The following is a 21,431-nucleotide window of genomic DNA, read 5'->3' as shown; positions in this document are numbered from 1 at the left end:
CCCCACCTTGGGGTTTTCTTGCGGCCCGCCGGCGGGGGGGGGGGGGGGGGGCGGGGGGGGGGGGGGGGGGGGCCCCCCCCCCCCCCCCCCCGCTTCCGCTTCCTTTTCCCGTGCCGTGCGGGCGGGCCCGGGGGCCGGATCAGCCGAGGCCGACCCGGAATCCGACCCCGCGGACGGTGACGATCCAACTGCTCCGGCCCAACTTGTTGCGCAGCGAGTTGACATGGGTGTCCACCGTGCGGCTGGCCTGGTAACCGACCGCGAGCACCGTCGGGATCTCCCATATCTCCGCGAGCAGCCGCTGCCGGGTCACGACCATCTCGGGGTGCCGCGCGAGGTAGTACAGCAGGTCGAACTCCTTGCGGGTCAGCTTCACCGGCTTCTCGTGCACCTGCACCTTGCGCGAGGCCGCGTCGATCCGCAGACCGCCGATCGACACCGTCGTCTTGGGGGTGACCACCGGTCGGCGCGGCTCCCGCCGCCGCATGACGGCCTCCATGCGGGCCGCCAACTCGCGGATCTCGTACGGCTTGTCGATGCAGTCGTCGGCGCCCGCCCGCAGTCCCAGGACCCGGTCCAGCTCGGTGCCGCCGCTGGCGAACGCGATGACGGGGATGTCGCCCGTCTCCCGCATGCTGCGGCAGACGGCCAGGCCGTCGATGTCCGGGAGATCGAGGTCGAGCAGGACGAAGTTCGCCTGCCGGAAGGTCTCCAGAGCCGCGGTTCCGGAATCCACGGTCGTCACCTCATGGCCGTACCGCTCCAGATTGCGGGCCAGGGCCGCGGCTTCGTGCTCCTGCGCCTCCACAACGAGTATGCGCACGGTATCTCCCTTGGAGTTGTACGGACCGAAGGTGGATTCACGGCCGCAAGCTCCATTGCCTGCATAGCTGTTAGGTGGACACATCCATCTAGTGCTGATCCGCGGCGCGGATTCTCAAACCGTTCTCATCGATTCGAGCCAGGGAGTTCATGCGAGGACACACGGACTTCGCGGATCCGCTTCGGAGATATCCGTTCGCGGGAAGGCGCGGTAAACCGTGTCGAATCGTCAGAGGTCAGGGAGCGGTCACCGGCAGGGAGCGGTTCTGCTGGACATCTCGGAACGCGCGCAGGAATGTGTCGACCGCGGCGTCGGCCACGGTGTGGAGTTCGGTGTCCGGTACGGGTCGGGTGCCGAGTTGGGACCGCGCCTCCATGGGGCCCGTGAGCAGAGCGAGGAACTGCTCCGCGGCCTCGACGGGGTCGCAGGGGCGCAGCAGACCGGCCAGGGAGAGCCGGGCCATCCGGTCGGCGAGGGTCTGCCGGAGCCGGTCGGCGCCGCGCCCCCAGACGACTTCGAGCAGTCCGGGGAAGCGGGTGATCTCCGCGTGCAACAGTCGGCGCAGCGCCCAGGAGCGGGGGTCGCAACACTGGAGCAGCATGCGGTATCCGACCTCCTCCAAGCGGGACCTGACCGGGTCGGAGCCCTCGCCGTCCCCGCTCTCCTCGTCGGCCTCGCCGCTTCGGCCGTTCGCGCCGCCCTCGACCGTCAACTGCTCGGCCAGGGCGAGGTTTCCGTCCATCACCGCGTTCCCCGTCGCCTCCATCGCGGCGTGGAAGAGGTTCTCCTTGTCGCCGAGGTGGTTGTAGACGGTGTGCTTGGCGACGCCCGCCACTTCGGCGATCTCCTCCATGCACGCACCGGCGTACCCCCGCTTGGCGAACACGGCGAAGGCCGCGTCGAGGATCGCCTGACGCTTGTCGATGCGGCCTCGCGAGGCCGTTCGGTTGCCTGATGCCGGTGTCGCAGTTCCGCCCACCCTCGCAGCGTACCCGATACGGGCGTTGAGTTACACCGGCCGGTGCAGTTTGTTGCCCACCGACGTTGTCAGCGTCCTGAGTGGTGCCCTAATCTGCACTGGCGAGTGCAATTTGGCTCGCTGTCATCTGACGTGCCGCCATCTGACGCGCGGCCACCTCACGCCACCTCATGCCACTTCACGCCACCGGAGAGACTCATGGCGCATCCGTCGAACGAGGGCCTTGACCCCGCGCTGCGGCGACTGATCGGAGTGATCCTGTTAGGCGGGATCATGGGGATCCTCGACGGCTCGATGATCGCCGTCGCAGCGGACACCCTGGTCAAGGACTTCGACACCTCACTCAGCGCGGTCAGTTGGGTGTCCACGAGCTATCTGCTCGCCCTGACCGTGAGCATCCCGGTCACCACCTGGGCCGTCGACAGGTTCGGCGGCCGGCGGCTGTGGCTGCTCGGCCTGGTGATCTTCCTCGCCGGTTCCATCAGTTCCGGACTCGCGTGGAACATCGGCAGCCTGATCGCCTTCCGCGTGCTCCAGGGACTCGGCGCGGGTCTGCTCGACCCGCTGATGCTGACCCTGCTGGCCCGTTCGGCCGGACCCAGCCGGATCGGACGGGTCATGGGCCTCATGGGCGTCGTCGGCTCCAGCGGCCCGGTGTTCGGCCCGGTGATCGGCGGATTCATCCTGCAAGGCGTGTCCTGGCGCTGGATGTTCCTGGTCAACGTCCCGATCGGCCTGCTCGCGCTGGTGCTCGCCCTGCGGGTGATCCCGGACGACAAGCCAACCGGCGAGCAGCCGGTGAGCAAACTCGACACCGTCGGCGTCGCGCTGATCGGCCCGGGCGTCGCGGCCGCCGTGCTGACCTTGTCGCAGTACGCCGAGCGGACCGAGTTCTCCGCCTGGCAGGTGCTCGTCCCGCTGGTCGCCGCGGTCGTGCTGCTCGGCGCCTACGCCGTCCACGCGCTGCGCGAGCGCACCACGCAACCGCTCATCGACCTGCGGCTGTTCGCCTCGCGCAGCTTCTCCGCCAGCGTCACCGTCGGCGCCCTGGTCGGTCTGGCCACCTTCGCCAGCCTGTTCGCGCTGCCGCTGTACTACCAGCAGGTACGCGGCCACGACACCTTCGCGTCCGCGCTGCTGCTCGCTCCGCTCGGTGTGGGGTCGGCCCTGTCGATGCCGCTGACCGGACGGCTGTCCGACAAGGTCGGCTCACGGACCCTGGTGATGTGCGGCGGCGCGGTCGCCACGCTGAGCGCGCTGGCCTTCACCCAGCTCAGCGCGGACACGTCCCAAGTCTGGACGGCCGTGGTGGCGTTCACGATCGGCCTCGGCCTCGGCAGCGTGGGCGCGCCCACCATCGCCTCCCTCTACCGCACGCTCCCGCCGCATCTGGTGCCTCAGGGCAGCACCGTGCTGTACATGCTCAACCAGCTCGGCGCCGCGATCGGCATCGCGCTGGTCGCGCTGCTCGTCCAGAGCGCGGGCAGCGGCGACGCCCTCGGCGGCTTCCGGCACGCATACTGGGGCGTGACCGGCGCGCTCGTCCTCGCCCTGATCGCCGCGACCCAACTGCCGGGCCGTCCCAAGCCGCAGGAATCCGACGGCGGTACGCCGCAGGAACAGCACGCCGACGTGAACTCCGACGTCACCGTCGACCTCCACTCCCATGCCGACTCCGCGGTCGGCTCCGACATCCGCTCCGCGGAGGCTCCCGCCTCCCTGGCCGCCCAAGGGGACACCCTGTGAAGACCATTGTGATCGCCGGTGGCACCGACGGCATCGGAAAGGCGCTGGCGGCCACCCGGCTCGGCAACGGCGACACCGTCGTCGTCATCGGCCGCAGCGAGGTGAAGGGGAAGGCGTTCCTGGAGACCGCCGCGACCGTCGGCGCCCAGGACCGGGCCTTCTTCATCCCTGCCGACCTCAGCCTGCTGGGCGAGAACGAACGGGTGCTCAAGAAGCTGCGCGCGCGGTTCCCGACAATCGACGCCCTGGTCCTGTGCGCCCGCCACTACCGCACCGAGCGCGCCCTGACGGCCGACGGCATCGAGGAGAACTTCGCGCTGTTCTACCTCAGCCGCTACCTGCTCGGACACGGCCTGGTCGACACGCTGTCCGCCGCCGAACAGCCCGTGGTGGTCAACGTGGCCGGTCCCGGCGCGAGTCTGAGCGTGGTCCGCTGGGACGACCTGGAGCTGCGCCACGGTTACCACGGCGGCGCCGCGCTCGGCCAGGGCGGAAAGCTCAACGACCTGCTCGGCGTCACCTTCGCCGAGCGGTACGGGGACAGCGGCATCCGCTACGTCCTGATCCACCCGGGCGTCACCGCGACGAGCTTCTCCGGCGAGTACGACGATGTGACGCTGCGTCAGATCCTGTCGATGCAGTCGTTCGCCAAGCCGGTGGAGGCCGCCCTCCCGCCGATCGTCGACGCCATCGACGCCCCTCCCGCCGAGCCGTTGAGCGCGTTCGTCGAGGGGCTTCGGATCGGGGTGAAGGACCGGTCCTTCGCGCCGGACGCGGCCGAACGCCTCGACGCGGCCACCGAGCGGATCCTGGAGGAGCACCGGGGGCGGACCGGCGGTCCCGGCGGGAATTGACGGTCTCCAGAAGGTGTCACAAGCGGAATTGATGTTCTTTTCACAATCCTGAGCCGGGATTCCTGGGCGCGGGTCACCGCTGGTCGGAGAATGTTCCGTACCACGCCGTGGCCCGCGCCTTTCGTGGAGCCACCTCATTCCCGAGGAGCCGAAGAATGTCCCACGCGTCCACCTCGCGGCCCGTCATCGAGAATCCCCAGAGCGACATCGTGCTCGTCGGCACGGTCCCGACGGAGAGCGGAAAGGCGGTGCAGACCGCGGAAGCCGTCGTCGCCCACTGGCGGTCCGGCGAGTGGCCGCCGGAGCTGCTGTCGCTCACGGTCTACACGAGCAGCGAAGGCGACTCGGTGCTGACCTACGCGCAGTGGTCCGCGGAGGAGCCGCTGCGGCAGTCCCTGAAGGAGGAGGGCAGCCTCTCCGACACGGCGTCCGCCGTCCCCGGCGCCCCGGCGCCCGTGCCCTACCGCCTGTACCGCGCGGTCCGCGGCTCCGGCATCGCCGACCCCGCCCCCGTCGCCGAGTCCTTCCCCGTGGCCTTCTTCGGCGCGGAGAACGACCAGGCCGCCCGCGCCTTCGTGGACGCCCTGTTCGCCGGCGAGGAGGCCACCGAGGGCCAGGACCGCGACTACCCCGGCGGGATATCGGCGAACATGCACATCAGCGTGGACGGCACGAGCGTCCTCAGCTTCTCCGAGTGGGTGACGGAGGCCAACGCCGTCGCCCACATCGAAGCCGTCTGGGAGCCGGTCCTGAAGGACCTCGGCGGCACCGGTCTGCTCTACCGGCACTTCAGCACCCTGCTCCCGACCGCCTGAACACCCCACCGGCCGGCCCCCGCCCTCGGGGCGGGAGCCGGCCGGTTCCTCACGGCTCAGGACCTCAGCGGCTCATCCGGCCGCGCGCGCGTACGCGTGCCAGACGCGAGGCGCGTCGAACAGGTGCACCCGCTCCGACCGCCGCCACCGCGCGGCGGGCACCGACACCACGTCCCCCGGCACCGGCAGATCGGGCCCCGCCGCCGTACGGGCGAAGAGCACGGCGACAAGCGCGGCCAGTTCCTCAGGAGTCGCACAACCGCGCACCACGCGCAGCTGACGAGAATCGATCGAGTCGGTCATCACACATCCTTCTTCGCGCGGTCGGAAAAGTCGAGGCCACACCAGCAGCGGAAATGCGCCGCACCTCAACCTCAAGGTTCCAGGGAAACCGGCCCCCGCTCAAGACACCCCGATTCAGGACTCCGTCAGATTCCACAAGTCCTCGCCAGCCGAATTCAGCGACCGCCAGCCGAATGTCAGATCCCCTTGACCCGGCCCGCCTTCCGCGCCGCGGGGACGGAGCGTCAGGCGAAGGACGGCCAGCGATGGCCGGCCCAGTGGCGCCAGTCCGTCCAACCGGGCGGTGGGCCGGTCGGCCGGTCGGGCGGATAAAGCGGTGGCCGCCCGGCCGCCCTCACCGCCCCGACCGCCCGGGCGGTCCCCATCGAACCGGCGCACCCGCTCCCGGACCTGGAATGATCGGGCCATGCGCGCCGCCCGGCTCCTCTCGCTCATCCTCCTGTTGCAGAACCGGGGGAGGCTGACGGCCGGTGAGCTGGCGCAGGAGCTGGACGTCTCCGTGCGGACCGTCTACCGGGACATCGACTCGCTGAGCGCCGCGGGCATTCCGGTGTACGGAGACGCCGGGCACGGCGGGGGATACCAGCTGCTCGGCGGGTACCGGACCCGGCTGACCGGGCTGCATGTCGACGAGGCGGAGTCGCTGTTCCTGGCCGGACTGCCCGGCGCGGCCGACGACTTGGGCCTGGGGGAGGTGCTGGCGGCGGCGGAGCTGAAGCTGACCGCGGCCCTGCCGCCACCGCTGCGGGACCGGGCCGGGCGGATCCGTGAGCGGTTCCACCTCGACGCGCTCGGCTGGTACCGGGAACAGGACTCCCCGTCCGCTCTCGTACCGCTCGCCGACGCGGTGTGGAATCAGCGGCGGATCCGGGTGCGCTACCGCCGCTGGACCGCGCCGCAAGAGGTCGAGCGCGACCTCGACCCGTACGGCCTGGTCCTCAAGGCGGGGGTCTGGTACCTCGTCGCCGCGGTGGACGGCGTGGTGCGCACGTACCGGGTGTCCTCGATCCTCCGCCTGGACGTCGGGACGACCGGCTTCGAGCGGCCGGACGGGTTCGACCTGGCCGCTCACTGGCAGCAGTACCTCGCCGTCTACGACGCCCGAAGGCTGCGGCTTCAGGGCTCCGTACGGATCGCTCCCGCGCTGCTGTCCGCGCTGCCGGACCGCCTGGACGCGGCTCTGGTCCGCGCGGTGGAGACCTCGGCGGGGCCGCCGGACGCGGACGGCTGGGTGACGGCGACGGTGCCGCTGGAATCGGTCGAGCTGGCGGTGCCCGTACTGCTGTCACTGGGCCCGGACATCGAGGTGCTCGGCCCCGAGGAGCTGCGCCGCGCGATCGCGGAGAGGGCGGCGGCCGTGCTCGACCGGTACCGGCCGGCGGACTCGCCCGGCCGGGCGGGGGCCGACGAGCGCAGCAGCACTCCGGCGGACAGGGTCGCCAACAGGGCGAGAGCGGCGAGGACCCCGAAGCCGTAGCGCGTGTCGGTGCTGTCGGTGACCTTCCCGACCAGGAACATCACCGCGACCGTGGCCGCCAGCCCGCCGCCGTTCGCCAGCCCGAAGACCCGGCCCACCGAGGCGTCGTCAGCCGAGGCCATCAGCATGGTCCGCGAGGCGATCCGGGCCTGCCCGAAGAAGAACGCGCCCACCGGCACTCCGACGAGATAGCCGGCGATCCCGAACTGGCTCTGGAGTACCAGGCCCACGGCGCAGAGCAGGAAGCCCACGACGGCGATGCGGAGGTCGGGACTGCGTCTGCTGACGATCCGGTACGCGCCGGCCGCCGCCAGGAAGCCGAGGCAGCCCAAAGCGTCCACCGCGCCGAACGTCCCCGCCCCCAGGCGGAGTTCACCGATGACCGCGGTGGGCAGCAGGGCGTTGAAGACCGTGACGACCACGCTTCCCTGGGCGTAGAGCAGGATGAAGTGCCGCATCCGCATCCGCATCGGTGTCCGCGTCGGCGTACGCGCCGCCACCGGCGCCGACTCCCCGGCGGCGGTGGCCGTCGGCGCCCGTTCCGGGCGACGCCCCACCGCGGCCACGCACAGCGCCGAGACGGCGAAGGTCCCGGCGTTGAACACCAGCAGCGGCACGGCGCCGAACGCCTGGACGGACAGCCCGCCGACCGTCGCCGACAGCAGCATCCCCGCCTGGGTCCCCATCTCGTAGCGGGCGTTGAACCGCCGCAGCCGGTCCGCCGGGACCCGTTCCTTGATCAGCGCGGAGCTGGCGGGGAAGAACAGCGCGCCGACCACGGCGAGCGCCAGGTTGGCACCGTAGATCCCGGCTCCCGGAGAGCCGCCGCAGACCAGCCAGAGCGGCAGGGCCAGGGCCAGCGCCGCACTGGAGAGATCGCAGCCGATCCACAGGGCCCGCCGGTCGAAGCGGTCCGCCAGCCGCCCGAAGAAGGGTGACAGCAACGCCTGCGGCCCGGCGACGGCGATGAAGAGCCAGCCGACGGCCATCATGGTGCGCTGTTCCCTGATCATGAGCAGCGCACCGACGATGAGCTGGACGTTGTTGCCGAGAGCGGTGGCGAAGGCAGCGGGTACGAGCAGCCGCTCGGCCCGCCGGGAGTGCCGACTGAGGATCATGGCACCACTGTCCGGCGCTTCGCTGACATCCTGTGTCAGTGAAGTCTCTCCGCCCGGTGACGTCTTCGCACCGCCCCCGAGCGGCCGGGCCGCCCGCTACCGCCGCTTGACGGTGTAGGTCAGGTGGGTCACCCGGGACGACGCGTCCGTGCGGGTCTGGTCGAGGGCGAGACGGTCGGGGTCCACGCGCTCGAACAGGCGGATGCCGGTGCCGAACAGCACGGGCGCGAGGGTGATCGAGAACTCGTCGACCAGGCCGGCGTCCAGGTACTGCTGGATCGTCTCGGCGCCGCCGGAGATACGGATGTCGCGGTCGCCCGCGGCCTCGCGGGCCCGGTCGAGCGCGCTGGAGATGCCGTCGTTGACGAAGTGGAAGGTCGTGCCGCCCGGCCGCTCCCACGGGTCACGCTCGACGTGGGTCACGACGAACACCGGGGTGTGGAACGGCGCCTCCTGGGGCCACGCCAGCTCTCCGGCGTCGAACATCCGCTTGCCCATGACGCTCACGCCGGTGCGCTCGTACGTCGCCCGGGCGATGTCGTTGTCGATCCCCTCCTCGCCGCCCTCGCCGAGCTTGAGGTTCTCGCGGAACCACCGCTGCGGGAAGATCCACGCCTGGAGCTCCGACCACTTCGCCATCCAGCGCCGGACGCCGGGGTCGCTCTGGCCTTCGGGCGAGAAGACGTCCTCGACGGGCACGGCGTCCGGCGCCATGAAGCCGTCGAGCGACATCGTCACACTGAAGAACACCTTGCCTGCCATCAGTCGTCCGCTCCCTTCGACGCGGTCCCGTTCCCGGTGAGTTCGGCGACGTAGACCGCCAGATTGCGCAGCGTCTGCTCGCCGCCCTCGACCGCGTGGTACTTCTCCGCCGCCTCGTCGCGCAGCTCCCTGGTGGGGAACACCGTGCGCATCACGAGCCGGGTCTCCTCGTCCGCCGTTTCGAAGGTCAGGACCGACTCGAAGGTGTGGGGGTCGTCGCGGGACTCGCCGTGCAGCAGCGCGATCCGCCGTGACGGGACGATCTCGGTATAGGTGATCCACTCCTGGTAGTCGGTCCCGTCCGGCCCGTGCATCACGAAGTCCCAGACCCCGCCGACGCGGAAGTCGAAGGACCGCGTCGTGGTCGTGAACCCTTCGGGGCCCCACCACCGCGAAAGGTGCCGGACCCGTGTGAACGCCTCGAACACCAGCTCCCGTGGGGCGCCGATGGTCCGGGAGACCACGATCTCGCGGTCCGCCGCCGCCTCGTCGCCGCTATTGGCCGTCGTCATCCGGTGGTTCCTCCTGCCTTGCCTGTTTCAGATCTCGTACGTACGTGTCCAGCCGGTCGAAGGTCCCGTTCCAGAACTCCTCGAAGCCGCCCGTCCACTCATGGATCGGCCGCAGCCCGCGGGCGTCCAGTCCGTAGAGCCGCTGCTTGCCCGCGCCGCGGACCCGCACCAGCCCGACCTCGCGGAGCACCCGCAGGTGCTTGGACGCCTGCGGCTGGGTCATCCCCAGCTCCCGCGCCAGCTCGGTCACGGGCCGCTCGCCGCCCCGCAGCAGCGCCAGAATCTCCCGCCGCTGCGGCTCGGCGATCGCGTTGAACGCGTCCGAGGTCGTCGCCGCTCGTGCCATGACTCCATCGTATGCCTATATCGGCATGCGTCAACCGCGGCATGCCGCTCCTGAGGTTCCGCGCCCTCGGTGCGGGCCGCTCGTCCCGGCCGCCGCGCCCGCCGGGCGGCTCGGTACCCTCGGCGGAGGGAGACGGCCCCTGGAGGCGCTGGTGGGACTGCGGGAACGGATCGCGAGGGAACTCACCGCGACCATGCACGGCGGGGACCTCGAACTGGGGCGGTACGCGGCGCCGCCCGGTGATCCCGGACTGTTCGGGATCGCGCCGGGGGACCCGGTGTGGCGGGTGCACGGGCACGCCACCGGGATGCTCACCGGCGGATTCGCCGCGCTCATGCTCCAGTCGCTGCATCCGCTGGCCATGGCGGGGGTCGACGACCACTCCGACTTCCGCGCCGATCCGGTCGGACGGCTGAACGGCACCGTACGGTTCATCACCACGACCACCTTCGGCTCCTCGGCCGCCGCCCGCGAGGTGATCGACCTCGTCCGGCGGATCCACACCCGCGTGCACGGCACCGCCCCGGACGGCCGCCCGTACCGCGCGGACGACCCCGATCTGCTCACCTGGGTGCACACCGCCGAGGTACGCAGCTTCCTCGCCGGCCACCAGACCTACGCGCCCCGGCCGCTGCGGCTGACTCCCGCCGAGTGCGACGCCTACTACCGCCAAGCCGCCCCCGTGGCCGAGGCGTTGGGCGCGCGGAACATACCGCGCACATCCCTCGAAGCCGAGCGCTACCTGGCCCGCATGCGCCCCCAACTCCACGCCACCGCAGCCGCGTTGGACTCGGTACGGTTCCTGCGCCGCTTCGGACGCACACGACGGGAGCGGCTGGTCGTCGGCCGGCTCATGAACGCCTCGGTCGGACTCCTCCCCGGCTGGGCCCGTACCGAATTGGGCGTTCACCGCCCGGCCGCCGTCCGCACCGGCTGGGACCGGCCCCTCGCGACGGCCGTGGGCCGCACCATCGAATGGGGGCTCGGGCCCTCCCAGATCCAGGCCGCCGCGCGAGGGCGGCTGGCGCAGGCGCCACAGGGATGACGGGGGCGCGGACCGGACCGCGGCCGACGTACGGGCCTCACGACCCGGGGGCGCGCGACCCGCGTGGGATCATCGGTCCATGAGCAGCGACCTGGAAGTGAGCGCTCTGGCGATCAACGTGACGATCCCGCGGGAGCTCCGCTGGACGGACACCCGACGCGGCGAGGAGTTCACGCTGACCACACTCAACGTCCGGCTGCTCCCGGACGGTCGACTCGCCGCCAAGGCCTACGGCCGGCCGGTCGGCGGCGGCAGGGGCGCCTACGTCTCCTTCCCCGTCCCCGACAGACCCGAACTCGCCGCCCTGGTCGACGCCGCCGCCGGCCGGGCCGGGGCGCTGTGGGCCGCCCATCGCGGTCTCGGCTGAACCCGTTTCGCCGCGAGGGGGAGAGGGCTCGCAGGGGAGCGCGGCCCGAGACGCCGATCGATGCCAGGTCTGCTCCGTGACGAGGCCGTTCTGGGGTAGCAGACGGCTATGACGACAGGCGTGACCATTGGGGTCGAAGAGGAATTCCTGCTGCTCGACCGCAGGACCGCACTGCCGGCGCCACGCGTCGGCCAGCTCCGGATCGCGGCGGAGCGCGAGCCCGACCTGGGGAGCGAGGAGGTCGACACCGAGCTTCTGCAGTCCCAGGTGGAGGTCGCGACCCCGGTCTGCTCCGACCTGGACGAGGTCGCCGCGCATCTCACACGGTTCCGGAAGTCGCTGAGCGCCGCGGCGCGCAGCGTGGACTGCCGCCTGGCGGCGACGGGCGGCGCACCCCTCATGGCCGAGGCGTCGGTGCCGGTGACCGGTGAGCAGCGGTACCGGGACATGCGGGTGGACGCGGCGCGACTGGTCGACGAGCAGTTGATCTGCGGTATGCACATCCATGTCGCCGTGCCCGACCGCCAGGCCGGGGCCGCCGCGCTGGGCCGGATCCGTCCCTGGCTGCCGCTTCTGGTCGCGCTGGGAGCCAACTCCCCGTTCTGGGACGGGCGGGACACCGGCTTCGCCAGCTGGCGCACCGTGATCTTCGGCCGCTGGCCGGTCAGCGGATCGCCGCCGTTCTTCTCCGGCGCCTCCCATTACGAGGAGCGGGTCGACGCCCTGCTGGGCACCGGGGTGATCGCCGACCGGCACCAGCTCTACTGGCACGCCCGGCTCTCCGACGAGTACCCGACGCTGGAGGTCCGCGCCCCCGACGTCCAGCTCGACGTCGACAGCGCGATCACCCTCGCCGGGCTCGCCCGCGGCCTGGTGGTCACCGCACTGCGCGAGGGCAGCGTCGGCGGCCGTCCCCTCGACCCGCCGGCCAGCGTCCTCCAGGCCGCGGGCTGGCACTCCGCCCGCCACGGCCTGACCGCCAACCTGGTCGACCCCCGCACCAATGAGCCGTCCCAGGCCGCCGACGTGCTCGGCGCCCTCCTGGACTGCGTCACCCCAGCCCTGAAGGAACTCGACGACCTCGACCGGGTGACCTCCGGCGTGCGACGACTCCTCGACAAGGGCACCGGCGCCGCACGCCAGCGCGCCGCCCTCGCGCACGGCGGCACCGAGGAACTCCTCGACCTGATAGCACCCGAGCCCGTCGATCCGGCGGACGGTGACGACGCCCGCCAGCCGGAAGCGCCCGTCATCGCCCGGGCGGGACGCCCGTAGGGCATGGAATCGGCGCCGGCTCCCGGCGACGAGCGGCAGCCGCGCGCCGATTCCCCGCTACGCCCCGGACGACCCGCCGAGGCGACTCGCGAGCAGAAGCGTCGCGGCCACGGACTTCACGGGGATGTCGCCGAGCTTCTGGCAGAGGGTCATCGCCTGTCGCAGCGCGAGGTCGGCTTCCGCGGGGTGTCCGGAGGCCAGGAGGTGTGAGCCGAGGTTGGTCAGGACGATCGCCTCGCGCTCGCTGTCGCCGTGTTCACGGAAGACGGCGAGCGCCCGGCGAAAGGCCGCTGTGGCGTCCGCCTCCTGACCGGTCTTGGACAGGGCCAGGCCCAGGCGGTTCTGCGATTCCGCTTCGCCCGCGCGCGCACCGGCTTTCCGGCTGAGCGCGATGGCCTGCCGGAGGTGGTCGGCCGCCTCTTCGTAGCGCCGCGCCGCGAGCAGTGTCGCGCCGAGGCTGTCCAGGAGGACGGCCTGATTCGGTTCGTCGTCCTCTTTGCGCCGTACGGCGAGCGCCCGGCGGAGGGTCTTCTCGGCTTCGTCGTACCGGCCGAGCCAGTGGAGGGCCGCGCCGTGCGCGGCGAGCCGTCGGCGTTCGTTCGAGGCGCTGCCGCTCTCCTCGGCGCAGGCGGCGGCTTCCTCCAGCGCCCGTAGGGCCTGCGCGAACCGGCCCACGCGCACCAGGGCCTCGCCGATGTCCCCCTGGATCTCGCCTTCGACGCGGCGGTCGCCGATGTCGCGGAAGATCGAGACCGCCTGCTCCAGGGCCTCGATGCCCTGCTCCTCCCGTCCGTTCCGGCCGTGGACGAGACCGAGGAAGCCCAGCAGCCTCCCCTCCCCGAAGCGGTCGCCGCTCTCCCGGCAGATGAGCAGGCCCTTGCGGAGGGCCGCGACGGCCTCGTCGTCCTGTCCCGTCCGGGTCAGACACGCGCTGTCAACGACGACGGCTCTGCCCTCGGCGGCGCGGTCGCCGGTCCTCCGGTGGGTGGCCAGCGCCCGCTGGTTCGCCTCCTCCGCTTCCGCCGCGCGCCCCGTATGGGCCAGGGCGAGCGCCAGATACGTCAGCGCCGACGCCTCGTTGTCATCGGCGCCGGCCTCCCGGAAGAGCGAGGCGGCCGTCCGGAACGGTTCGACGGCCTCCTGCTCCCGCCCCGGCAGCAGCACGGACAGCCCCAGAAGATGCTGTGCCCAGCCCTCCGCCGCCCGGTCACCGGTCCATCGGCAGACCGGCAGGGCGACGGCCGCCAGAAGGGTCATCTCCTCGAAGTGGAGGCGCAGGGAGCAGAATTCGGCGAGGCAGTACGAGAGGGCGACGGGCACGGCGGGGTGGCCGAGTCCCGTGGCGAAGGCGGCGGTACAGATCAGGTTGGCGAATTCGTCCTCCAGCCAGGACAGTGCCTGCGCGCGATCCCGGACCAGGGGCGTGGGCGACGGTACGGGGCCCTTGAGGTGCGCGTCGGCCGCGACCGCGGTCCGTACGTAGTAGTCCATCAGCCGGGCCAGCGCCGCCTGCGCCTGATCCGCGTCGGCGCGCGCCGCGCCGCGTTCGTCCGCGTAGAGGCGTACGAGACCGTGCATGCGCCAGCGGCCCCAGGTGCGCGCGGGTTCGATGAGGTGGGCGCGGGCGAGGTCGCGCAGCATGACCTCCGAGGTCGTCTCGTCGGCGCCGCACAGGTGGGCCGCCGCGCTGGTGCCGATGTCGGGGCCGCTGTTGAGGGGGAGCAGCCGGAAGAGCCTGGCGCACGCGGGGGAGACCTGTTCGAGGTGCTGGTGGGAGAGGTCGAACGCGGCCCGTACCGCCCGGTCCTCGCGGGTGAGGTGGTCCAGGCGGCGCTGGGCGTCGGCCAGTGCCTGGGCGAGGGACGCGAGCGGGCGGCCGGGGGTGTCGGCGAGGAGCGCCGAGCAGATCCGCAGGGCGAGAGGTAATCGCCCGCAGTATTCGGCGATGCGCAGGGCGTCGTCGGGTTCGTCGGCGACGCGGGTGTCGTGCGGGCCGCGGGCCTGCCGCAGGACACTGCGGATCAGGTCCACCGAGGCGTCGGCGGCGAGAACGTCGAGTTCGCACAGGCGGGCGCCGACGTCGAGGGTGTGGCGTGAGGTGACCAGGGCCGCGTTGCGGCCGTCGCCGGGAAGCAACGGGAGCACCTCGTCGGCGCTCGAGGCGTTGTCGATGACGACCAGGACCCGGCGGCCGTGTTCCGCGCAGGCGGCCAGCACCGACCGGTACAGCGCGACGCGGGCCCGCGGATCGGCGGGAATGTCCGCGTCGGCGATGCCGAGAGCGCTCAGCCATGGGCCGAGGACACGTTCGGGGAGCAGACGCAGGTCCCGGTCGTAGCCGAGGAGATCGGCGAAGAGGACACCGCCGGGGAACCAGCCGGGTTCTGCGGTCGCCTGCGCGGCGGCCTGGAGGACGAGCTCCGTCTTGCCGACGCCCGCCAGCCCGGTGACCACGGCGGCGACGGGTCCGTCGTGCCGCTCGGTCCGTGGCCGCAACAGGTCCAGCAGCTCGGCGAGTTGCTCGTCCCGGCCGGTGAAGTTCGCGGCGCGGACCGGCAGTCCTGACCCGGCCAGGGGAGTCTCGCGCGGCACCTGCACGGTGATGTCCCGGCCCTGGAACACGGCGCTGAAGAACGTACCGCCGTGCACGTGGTTGGCGACGTCGCTCGCCGAACCGGGGGCGGAGGCGGGGTCATTGGGCTCGTCCCGGCTCCCGCGCGGCCAATCGTCCAGCCCCGCGCGGAAGTCCGGATCGACGGCGGCGCGCTCCGCGAGTGCGACGCTGAGCGCCTGCGCGCGTCGCAGGTCACCCGGCGCCCGCTCCAGCGCCCGCAGCTCCGCCGACGCCGAGCTGACCGGGAGCGGTGAAGCCGGTCGCTCCGGGACGGGGCTGCTGACGAGTTCGCCCAGCTCCCGCCAGGCAGCCCGCGCCTCGTCCCGCCTGGCCGACAACTCCGCCAGCCGTCGCGCCGAGATCACCTCCACACGCGCCCCGCCCCGGTCACCGCGTCCGCCGTGGCTACGCGTCGGAGGGCCGGCGGAGTGTGTACCAGGCCGCTCCCGCCAGGGCGGCGGCGGTCACGGCGAGGGCCGCGTGCGGCAGGAACCGTCCCGGCCGGCTGGCCTTACGGTAGGCCAGCACGGCGCCGTTGGACTGCCAGCTCAGCGCGGAGCGATTCGACTGGCCCGACAGCAGCGAGCCGGCCGACTGGAACGAGCCGATGGACGTCGCGGACATCACCGATCCGAGCGACCCGATGGACAGGACCGACGCCACCGAACCGATCGACAGGACCGACCCGGCCGAGGCGATGGACAGCACCGAATCCGTGCACCCGATGGACAGCAGCGAGTTGTGTGACCCTGTCGGCCAGCGTGAGGACATACGGACACTGTCTCACCCCGCACCCCGTCGCACCCCGCATTCCCGCCCGCGAGACAGCCCCCGGCAGCTTCGGCGCCGCACCACTCACAGAGCCGTGACGACGCCCCGCCCGGCCCCGCGCCGGATCGATCGGCCCGGTCACCGGACATGTGCGAGCGTGCTAACCCACCGCGTAGGCGCGGTAGTTCGCGGAGCCGGGGCCTGCGGCGCGGTTCTTCAAGGTGGCGGACCGCTGATAGGTCGCGGACGAGTGGGGGGCCGAGACGGGCGGCCGGTCGGGGGTGAGCTGCTCCGCGGCCTCGAGCGCCGTGATGATCGTGGAGACGAACACCGGCAGGTCGTCCGGCAGCGGTGACGTGATGAGATTCCCGTCGACCACGATCGGCTCGACGACGTAGTCGGCCCCGGCGTGGATCAGGTCGTCACGGATCGGCGCGACCGAGGTGACGCGGCGGCCCGAGACGATTTCGGCGGAGGCGAGCAGCCATCCCGCGTGGCAGATCGCCGCGACGATCCTTCCCTGCCGGTCCACTTCACGGACGAGCGCGACGATGTTCTTGTCGCGTCGCAGGTATTCGGGCGAGAACCCGCCGGGGACGACGAGCGCGTCGATGTCCTCGGCCACCAGGTCCGCGACGTTGACCTCGGCTCGGGCCGGATAGCCGATCTTGCTCGCGTAGACCGCGTCCGTGGCAGGTCCCGCGATGACGACCTGGGCACCCGCCTCGCGGAGCCGGAGCACCGGGTACCACAACTCGAGTTCCTGGTAGAGGTTCTCGACAAGGACGACGACTCGGGCGTCTTGAATTCTCATGTGCTTCCCTCTTGGGCGACGGATCGATTGCGGGGCGGCTCAGACGTCGATCGCGAAGATCCGCCGCGGGTTGTGGATCATGAGCGCGTCGAGCTGCTCGTCGGTGACGCCCTTGGACTTCAGGCGCGGGACGAAGCTGGTGAACATGTAGCCGAGGTCGACCTTCTCGTTGAGCAACTGGGGGTCGGACTCGGTCACCCCGGCGCGCGGATTGAAGAACCAGCGGTCGAACGAGATGACCACGTTGTCCAGGTATCCCTCGTCGATGAGCGTCACCAGGGCGTTCGCCATGGCTTCGTCCAGTTCCTCGGCGCTGCCGACGCGCCAGGGGATGCCGACGTGGTCGAGCTGGACATTGGCGCCCATGGCGAGGATCTCGCGCATCATCTCGACCTGCGGGGGGACGAAGGCGTGGCCGATGATGACCTTCGCCAGGTCCATGCCCTCCTCCGCGAGGATCTCCAGTTGCTCGCGGCCGGGGTTGGTCACCTCGAAGTCCATGGGGTCGATGTGGGTGTTGATCGCACAGCCCACCTGCGTCGCCGCCCGCGCCGCGGCGCGGATCACCCGGTCCTCCACCTCGTGGATGTGCCGGCCGTTCGGGCCGAGCGGGCTCGGCTTCGGCGTGACGCTCTCCTGGCCGGTCGCGATCTTGATGGCACCGGCCCGGTAGGGGGTCTGCTGCCAGGCGAAGACCATTCCCTCGGTGAGGTCCTTGACGAAGAACTCGGTCAGCTCCTCGACGGTCTGGCGCCGCCAGTAGTACGGCACCCCCATCCGCTCGGGGAAGAAGCCCGTGATGGCGACGACGTTCATGCCCGTCTGCTTGGCCACGTCGACCATGAACTGCGGGTGGCGGCCGACCTCGGGCGGGGTCATGTCGACGATGGTCCCGTAGCCGTACCCGTCCATCCCGCGCTGGACCTGGCCCGCGACGAAGTCGACCGCGGCGCTGTAGTCCAGCACGGTGCGGTGGTCCAGCTCCGCTCCGGGGTAGCCGTAGAGCAGGTGCTCGTGGCTGAGGATCTTGCCCGAGTTCTCCGCGGGCACGTCACCGAGGACTGTTCGTAGAATCTTCAACGTTTCTGCCTCCTGCTCTCGAATGCGGTCGTCGTCACTTCTGGGACCAGCGGCTGAACAGCTCCCGGTACAGCTCGGGCATGCCGTCGGCGTCCGGCGCGGTCAGCCAGTTCGGGCTGGTGAAGCCGGGGCCCAGCAGCGAACGCACGAGGTCGGTGCCGGTTCCGCTGGAGACCAGGTGGCCGTGCCGGACGGAGAAGTCGCCGATCAGGGCGCGCTGACCGGCCGAGGCGACCGGTACCGCGCCCACGCCGCCCGGCACCACCAGGGCGTCGATGGTCAGCCCCGCCAGGTGGTCGACGGTCGAGGTCGGAACGACGGGGTAGCCGAGGTGGCTCTCGCAACCCTCCGGGTCCGACGTGACCAGGTGCAGGTCGGCGCCGGCCTCCCGCGCGCGGAACACCGGATACCAGAACTCGACCTCCTGGTACCCGGGGAACGACAAGACGACGACTGTCCGGGACTGGGGCATACGACTTTCCTTCGGGTTGCACACGGCAAATGAACCTGGCTGGTTGTCTTACAGGTTGAGTATGCGGGATATGTTCAAGGTTCCGCAAGGTTTGTGACCCGAGGTGGGGGAGTGTCCGCGGGGTATCCGGCGGGCTGGTGATTGCGCTCGACCCCCTGACTGGCGCAGACTAGGGTCCGTGGAAGAGCAGCCAGACAGTCTGTCAATACCGGTCCGGGAGCGGCAGTCGCGCAAGCTCGTGGCGATGAAGCGGGTGGCACGGCACAGCGCTGTCGATGTCGTACGCAATCAGCTCGTCGAGCTCATCGAGCGCGGCGAGATTCCCGTGGGGGACTGGCTGCCCTCAGAGGCGGAGATGTCGCGCGCGTTCGGGGTCAGCCGGCCCGCCCTGCGCGAAGCCCTGGGCAGCCTGCGGGCGTTCGGCTACATCGAGTCCCAGACCGGCCGGGGTTCGATGGTGGTCTCCAACCGGGCTTCCAGCTCACTGACGTTGAGCCAGTACTCCTCGACCGATCTCAACGAGGTGCGCCGCCACCTGGAGGTGCCGACGGCCAAGCTGGCCGCGACCCGCCGGTCCGAGGAAGAACTCGCGGTCATCGTGGAGGCCTGCGAGGCGTACGCGGTGGAGGCGGACCCGGAGATCAGGGTCCGGCTTGACAGCGAACTGCACATCGGGATCGCGTCCGCGACGGGCAATCCCCTCTTCCCTCGGCTGATCAAGGACATCCGGTCGATCCTCGAGGAGCAGTCCCTGGCGCTCTCCGTGTCCGCCGAGCGCTGGCGGCACTCGACGGAGGAGCACTTCGCCATCTGCCGGGCGATCCGCGACCGCGACCCGGACCGCGCCTCCGAGGCGATGGTCGCCCACCTGCGCGCCGTCGAGGACGCGGTCAGCATGCTGCAACGACCGGATACTCCGCTGTCGTCGACCTGAGGTGACCGCGGCGCCACGAGAGCGGCGTCGTCACGGTCGTGAGGGCCGGAACGCCCCGAAGGGGCGTACGACCGGCTCGCACTCCACGTCCTAGCTGTCTGACAGGTCGCCCGAACGCCGTCACGGGACCCGGCTCGCCGTCTGTCGCCGAGCCGAGCCGCGCCGAGCCGCGCGTTGGTGCGCGCCGCCGCGCCGCCCTCCGGCATGCGTCCCATGACCCATGCCCCATGCCCCGTGTGCCCGTTGCCCCGTGTCCGGGTACGCGTCGGCGCGCGCACCGCCGCGACCTGTGACGCGCCTGCTCCCCGCCGCGTCGCCGTGCTACATTTCAACCTGTCAGACTGCCTGACCTTTGGGGGAAATGTGGGTGACTCGGAAGTGATCGGGATCATCGCGGACGACATCACCGGCGGGTCGGACGTGGCCGCGGCGCTCAGCGCGGCGGGCAGACGGACGGTCCAGGTGGTGGGCGTGCCCGGCCCCGACCTCGAACTGCCGCCGCATGACGCCGTCGTCGTCTCGCTCAAAACACGCAGCGTGCCGCCGGAAGAAGCGGTCGCCGAATCGCTGGCGGCACTGCGCCGGCTGCGGGACCTCGGGGCGCGCCGGATCGGCTTCAAGATCTGCTCGACGTTCGACTCCACGCCTCGCGGCAACATCGGACCCGTCGGACTCGCCCTCGCGGACGCGCTGGACAGCGGGATCACGCTGGTCTGCCCGGCCGCACCGGCCAACGGCAGGACCGTCTACCAGGGAAACCTGTTCGTCCACGACCTGCCGCTGGCGGAGTCCTCGCTGGCCCGGCACCCCCTCAATCCGATGACCGACTCCAACCTCGTACGGCTGCTGACCGCCCAGACCACCGCCGCGGTCGGTCTCGTGGATCACTCCCTCGTACGGTCCGGGGCCCCGGCCGTACGCGCCCGGCTGGCGGACCTGCGCGCGGCCGGTGTGCGTTTCGCGGTCGCGGACGCGATCTGCCGTGACGACCTGCTCGTCCTCGCGGACGCCATCGGTGACGCGGCCTTCTGGATCGGGGCGAACGGTCTGCACGCGGCGGCCGGGGCGGCGGCTCAGGACAGCGCGACCTCGCACGGCACGGTCCCGGCCGACGCGGTCGGCCCCGGCCCCGGCGACTTCGCGGACACCCTCGCGGGACCCACCTTCATCGTCGCGGGCAGCTGCTCGGACGCCACTCGCGGCCAGATCGCCGCCTTCCGCGAAAGCGGCCCGGCCATCGCCCTCGACCTCGCGCGGGTACGGGACGACGCGGGGTACGCGGCCGAAGTCGTCGCGCGTGCGCTGACCTTGCTGTCGGACTCGCCTGCGGTGCTGGTCCACAGCGCGGCGGACGCCCGCCAGCCGACCGAAGAAGCCGAGGCCGAAGCCGGGGCTGGAATCGGGGCCGGAACCGGGGCCGGATCGACCGACCTGGGCTCCGCCATCGAGACCTTCCTCGCCGAACTGGCCGCCGGAGCGGTCGACGGCGGGATACGGCGTCTGGTCGTCGCCGGAGGCGAGACCTCCGGCGCGGTGCTGCAACGGCTCGGCGTACGGGCCCTCCAACTGGGCGGCCCCATCGATCCGGGCGTGCCCTGGATGCGTTCGCTCGGCCCGACCGAGCTGGCACTCGCGTTGAAGTCCGGCAACTTCGGCGGACCGGACTTCTTCCTCAAGGCCGTGGCCCGATGACGCCGACAGCCGCGGGCGACCTGGTCGCGTACGCCAAGCTCCTGTCCGACCGCGGGCTCGCGCACGGCCGTACCGGAAACCTGAGCGTGCGCACGGCGGACGGCGTGCTGGTCACCCCGACCGGCTCGGCGCTCGGCTCACTGACCGAGGACGGCCTCGCGCACGTCGACGAGCGGGGCGCCCGGTTGTCCGGCCCGCCGCCGACCAAGGAACTCCTGCTGCACCTGGCGGTGTACCGCGCCCGCCCCGAACTGCGCGCCGTCGTCCACCTCCATTCCCCCTGCGCCGTCGCGGTCTCGCTGCTGCGGGACACCGATCCGTCCGACGCGATTCCTCCGCTCACCCCCTATTACGTGATGCGGGTCGGCTCCCTCCCGGTCGCGCCGTACTTCCGGCCCGGGGACCCGGCCATGGCCGAGGCGGTCGGCCCGCTGCTCACGCGGTCCCACTGCCTGCTGCTGGCCCACCACGGCACGCTCGCCGGAGGCGGCACGCTCGCCGACGCGGCGGAGGCGGCCGAGGAGATCGAGGCGACCGCCAGATTGTGGCTGGCCGTCCGGTCCCATGACATATCCACTCTGACCAGCGACCAGATCGGTGCCCTGCGTCCGGCCGACCCGAACAGGTGACCC

Annotated in this window: 21 protein-coding genes and 1 pseudogene; 10 read left to right on the top strand and 12 right to left on the bottom strand. The window is 71.5% G+C overall.

The features are described from left to right. Positions 1 to 139: 139 nt before the first annotated feature. Both ACIOC1_RS15915 and ACIOC1_RS15910 read right to left on the bottom strand, forming a co-directional pair. Positions 140 to 823, bottom strand: coding sequence for a response regulator transcription factor (locus ACIOC1_RS15915; protein ID WP_355335441.1), 684 nt, complete (start codon positions 821 to 823; stop codon positions 140 to 142). Between the two features lie 235 nt (positions 824 to 1,058). Then, complete coding sequence (locus ACIOC1_RS15910; RefSeq protein WP_401719983.1) at positions 1,059 to 1,802, bottom strand: TetR/AcrR family transcriptional regulator; 744 nt, start codon at positions 1,800 to 1,802, stop codon at positions 1,059 to 1,061. Positions 1,803 to 2,000: 198 nt separating this feature from the next. Here ACIOC1_RS15910 and ACIOC1_RS15905 point away from each other — a divergent pair, with 198 nt between their 5' ends. From ACIOC1_RS15905 to ACIOC1_RS15895, 3 genes are all read left to right on the top strand, one after another. Beyond that, positions 2,001 to 3,548, top strand: coding sequence for an MDR family MFS transporter (locus tag ACIOC1_RS15905; protein ID WP_401854716.1), 1,548 nt, complete (start codon positions 2,001 to 2,003; stop codon positions 3,546 to 3,548). Beyond that, positions 3,545 to 4,402: an SDR family NAD(P)-dependent oxidoreductase gene (locus ACIOC1_RS15900; protein WP_355335433.1), complete on the top strand. Its 858-nt coding sequence runs from the start codon at positions 3,545 to 3,547 to the stop codon at positions 4,400 to 4,402. Before ACIOC1_RS15905 ends, ACIOC1_RS15900 begins: the two co-directional genes overlap by 4 nt. Before the next feature lie 155 nt (positions 4,403 to 4,557). Further along, on the top strand, positions 4,558 to 5,217 hold the full coding sequence (locus ACIOC1_RS15895; RefSeq protein WP_401854713.1) for a hypothetical protein: 660 nt from the start codon (positions 4,558 to 4,560) through the stop codon (positions 5,215 to 5,217). Between the two features lie 72 nt (positions 5,218 to 5,289). Here the strand turns inward: ACIOC1_RS15895 and ACIOC1_RS15890 are convergent, their stop codons facing one another. Continuing rightward, positions 5,290 to 5,520, bottom strand: a complete 231-nt coding sequence (locus tag ACIOC1_RS15890) for an acyl-CoA carboxylase subunit epsilon (RefSeq protein ID WP_355335427.1) — start codon at positions 5,518 to 5,520, stop codon at positions 5,290 to 5,292. A gap of 406 nt (positions 5,521 to 5,926) precedes the next feature. Here ACIOC1_RS15890 and ACIOC1_RS15885 point away from each other — a divergent pair, with 406 nt between their 5' ends. Then, complete coding sequence (locus ACIOC1_RS15885; protein ID WP_401854711.1) at positions 5,927 to 6,997, top strand: helix-turn-helix transcriptional regulator; 1,071 nt, start codon at positions 5,927 to 5,929, stop codon at positions 6,995 to 6,997. A 128-nt stretch (positions 6,998 to 7,125) separates the two neighbouring features. On the opposite strand, the pseudogene ACIOC1_RS15880 reads toward ACIOC1_RS15885, so the two are convergent. From ACIOC1_RS15880 to ACIOC1_RS15865, 4 genes and pseudogenes are all read right to left on the bottom strand, one after another. After that, positions 7,126 to 8,010: pseudogene (locus ACIOC1_RS15880) on the bottom strand (MFS transporter); the annotation flags it as partial. Positions 8,011 to 8,211: 201 nt separating this feature from the next. Beyond that, on the bottom strand, positions 8,212 to 8,877 hold the full coding sequence (locus ACIOC1_RS15875; RefSeq protein ID WP_391048199.1) for a dihydrofolate reductase family protein: 666 nt from the start codon (positions 8,875 to 8,877) through the stop codon (positions 8,212 to 8,214). Then, positions 8,877 to 9,389 (bottom strand): SRPBCC family protein, encoded by a 513-nt coding sequence (locus tag ACIOC1_RS15870; protein ID WP_401854709.1) that lies wholly within the window; start codon positions 9,387 to 9,389, stop codon positions 8,877 to 8,879. The genes ACIOC1_RS15875 and ACIOC1_RS15870 overlap by 1 nt, the downstream gene beginning before the upstream one ends. Then, positions 9,373 to 9,735: a metalloregulator ArsR/SmtB family transcription factor gene (locus tag ACIOC1_RS15865; RefSeq protein ID WP_391048195.1), complete on the bottom strand. Its 363-nt coding sequence runs from the start codon at positions 9,733 to 9,735 to the stop codon at positions 9,373 to 9,375. The genes ACIOC1_RS15870 and ACIOC1_RS15865 overlap by 17 nt, the downstream gene beginning before the upstream one ends. Before the next feature lie 151 nt (positions 9,736 to 9,886). Between ACIOC1_RS15865 and ACIOC1_RS15860 the strand changes: the two genes are divergently transcribed. The 3 genes from ACIOC1_RS15860 to ACIOC1_RS15850 all read left to right on the top strand — a co-directional run bounded on the left by ACIOC1_RS15860 (position 9,887) and on the right by ACIOC1_RS15850 (position 12,422). Beyond that, complete coding sequence (locus ACIOC1_RS15860; protein WP_401307900.1) at positions 9,887 to 10,780, top strand: oxygenase MpaB family protein; 894 nt, start codon at positions 9,887 to 9,889, stop codon at positions 10,778 to 10,780. 79 nt (positions 10,781 to 10,859) lie between these two features. Next, on the top strand, positions 10,860 to 11,147 hold the full coding sequence (locus ACIOC1_RS15855; RefSeq protein WP_355335413.1) for a hypothetical protein: 288 nt from the start codon (positions 10,860 to 10,862) through the stop codon (positions 11,145 to 11,147). A gap of 120 nt (positions 11,148 to 11,267) precedes the next feature. After that, on the top strand, positions 11,268 to 12,422 hold the full coding sequence (locus ACIOC1_RS15850; protein WP_391048190.1) for a glutamate--cysteine ligase: 1,155 nt from the start codon (positions 11,268 to 11,270) through the stop codon (positions 12,420 to 12,422). A gap of 57 nt (positions 12,423 to 12,479) precedes the next feature. Here ACIOC1_RS15850 and ACIOC1_RS15845 read toward each other — a convergent pair whose 3' ends face one another. From ACIOC1_RS15845 to ACIOC1_RS15825, 5 genes are all read right to left on the bottom strand, one after another. Then, positions 12,480 to 15,407 carry a tetratricopeptide repeat protein gene (locus tag ACIOC1_RS15845; protein WP_401854704.1) on the bottom strand — a complete coding sequence of 976 codons (2,928 nt, stop codon included), beginning with the start codon at positions 15,405 to 15,407 and terminating at the stop codon, positions 12,480 to 12,482. A 34-nt stretch (positions 15,408 to 15,441) separates the two neighbouring features. After that, on the bottom strand, positions 15,442 to 15,807 hold the full coding sequence (locus ACIOC1_RS15840) for a hypothetical protein (RefSeq protein ID WP_355335405.1): 366 nt from the start codon (positions 15,805 to 15,807) through the stop codon (positions 15,442 to 15,444). 160 nt (positions 15,808 to 15,967) lie between these two features. Continuing rightward, a complete protein-coding gene (locus ACIOC1_RS15835; RefSeq protein ID WP_355335403.1) occupies positions 15,968 to 16,621 on the bottom strand; it encodes a type 1 glutamine amidotransferase domain-containing protein in 654 nt (217 codons plus the stop codon). 39 nt (positions 16,622 to 16,660) lie between these two features. After that, the gene (locus ACIOC1_RS15830; RefSeq protein WP_355335400.1) at positions 16,661 to 17,701 is read right to left on the bottom strand and encodes a hypothetical protein; all 1,041 of its coding nucleotides are present in this window, start codon (positions 17,699 to 17,701) and stop codon (positions 16,661 to 16,663) included. Between the two features lie 34 nt (positions 17,702 to 17,735). Then, positions 17,736 to 18,146 carry a DJ-1/PfpI family protein gene (locus tag ACIOC1_RS15825; RefSeq protein WP_401854701.1) on the bottom strand — a complete coding sequence of 137 codons (411 nt, stop codon included), beginning with the start codon at positions 18,144 to 18,146 and terminating at the stop codon, positions 17,736 to 17,738. 205 nt (positions 18,147 to 18,351) lie between these two features. Between ACIOC1_RS15825 and ACIOC1_RS15820 the strand changes: the two genes are divergently transcribed. The 3 genes from ACIOC1_RS15820 (at position 18,352) to ACIOC1_RS15810 (ending at position 21,428) form a co-directional block, all read left to right on the top strand. Then, the gene (locus tag ACIOC1_RS15820; RefSeq protein ID WP_401854698.1) at positions 18,352 to 19,107 is read left to right on the top strand and encodes a FadR/GntR family transcriptional regulator; all 756 of its coding nucleotides are present in this window, start codon (positions 18,352 to 18,354) and stop codon (positions 19,105 to 19,107) included. A gap of 363 nt (positions 19,108 to 19,470) precedes the next feature. Further along, entirely contained in the window at positions 19,471 to 20,799 is a 1,329-nt protein-coding gene (otnK, locus tag ACIOC1_RS15815; protein ID WP_401854695.1) for a 3-oxo-tetronate kinase, read from the top strand. Continuing rightward, the gene (locus tag ACIOC1_RS15810) at positions 20,796 to 21,428 is read left to right on the top strand and encodes a class II aldolase/adducin family protein (RefSeq protein WP_401854693.1); all 633 of its coding nucleotides are present in this window, start codon (positions 20,796 to 20,798) and stop codon (positions 21,426 to 21,428) included. Before otnK ends, ACIOC1_RS15810 begins: the two co-directional genes overlap by 4 nt. The last annotated feature ends 3 nt before the right edge of the window (positions 21,429 to 21,431 follow it).

Source organism: Streptomyces sp. NPDC088197 (assembly GCF_044741185.1).
In the GTDB taxonomy this organism is placed as follows: domain Bacteria; phylum Actinomycetota; class Actinomycetes; order Streptomycetales; family Streptomycetaceae; genus Actinacidiphila.
This window is presented reverse-complemented; position numbering and strand designations above follow the sequence as displayed.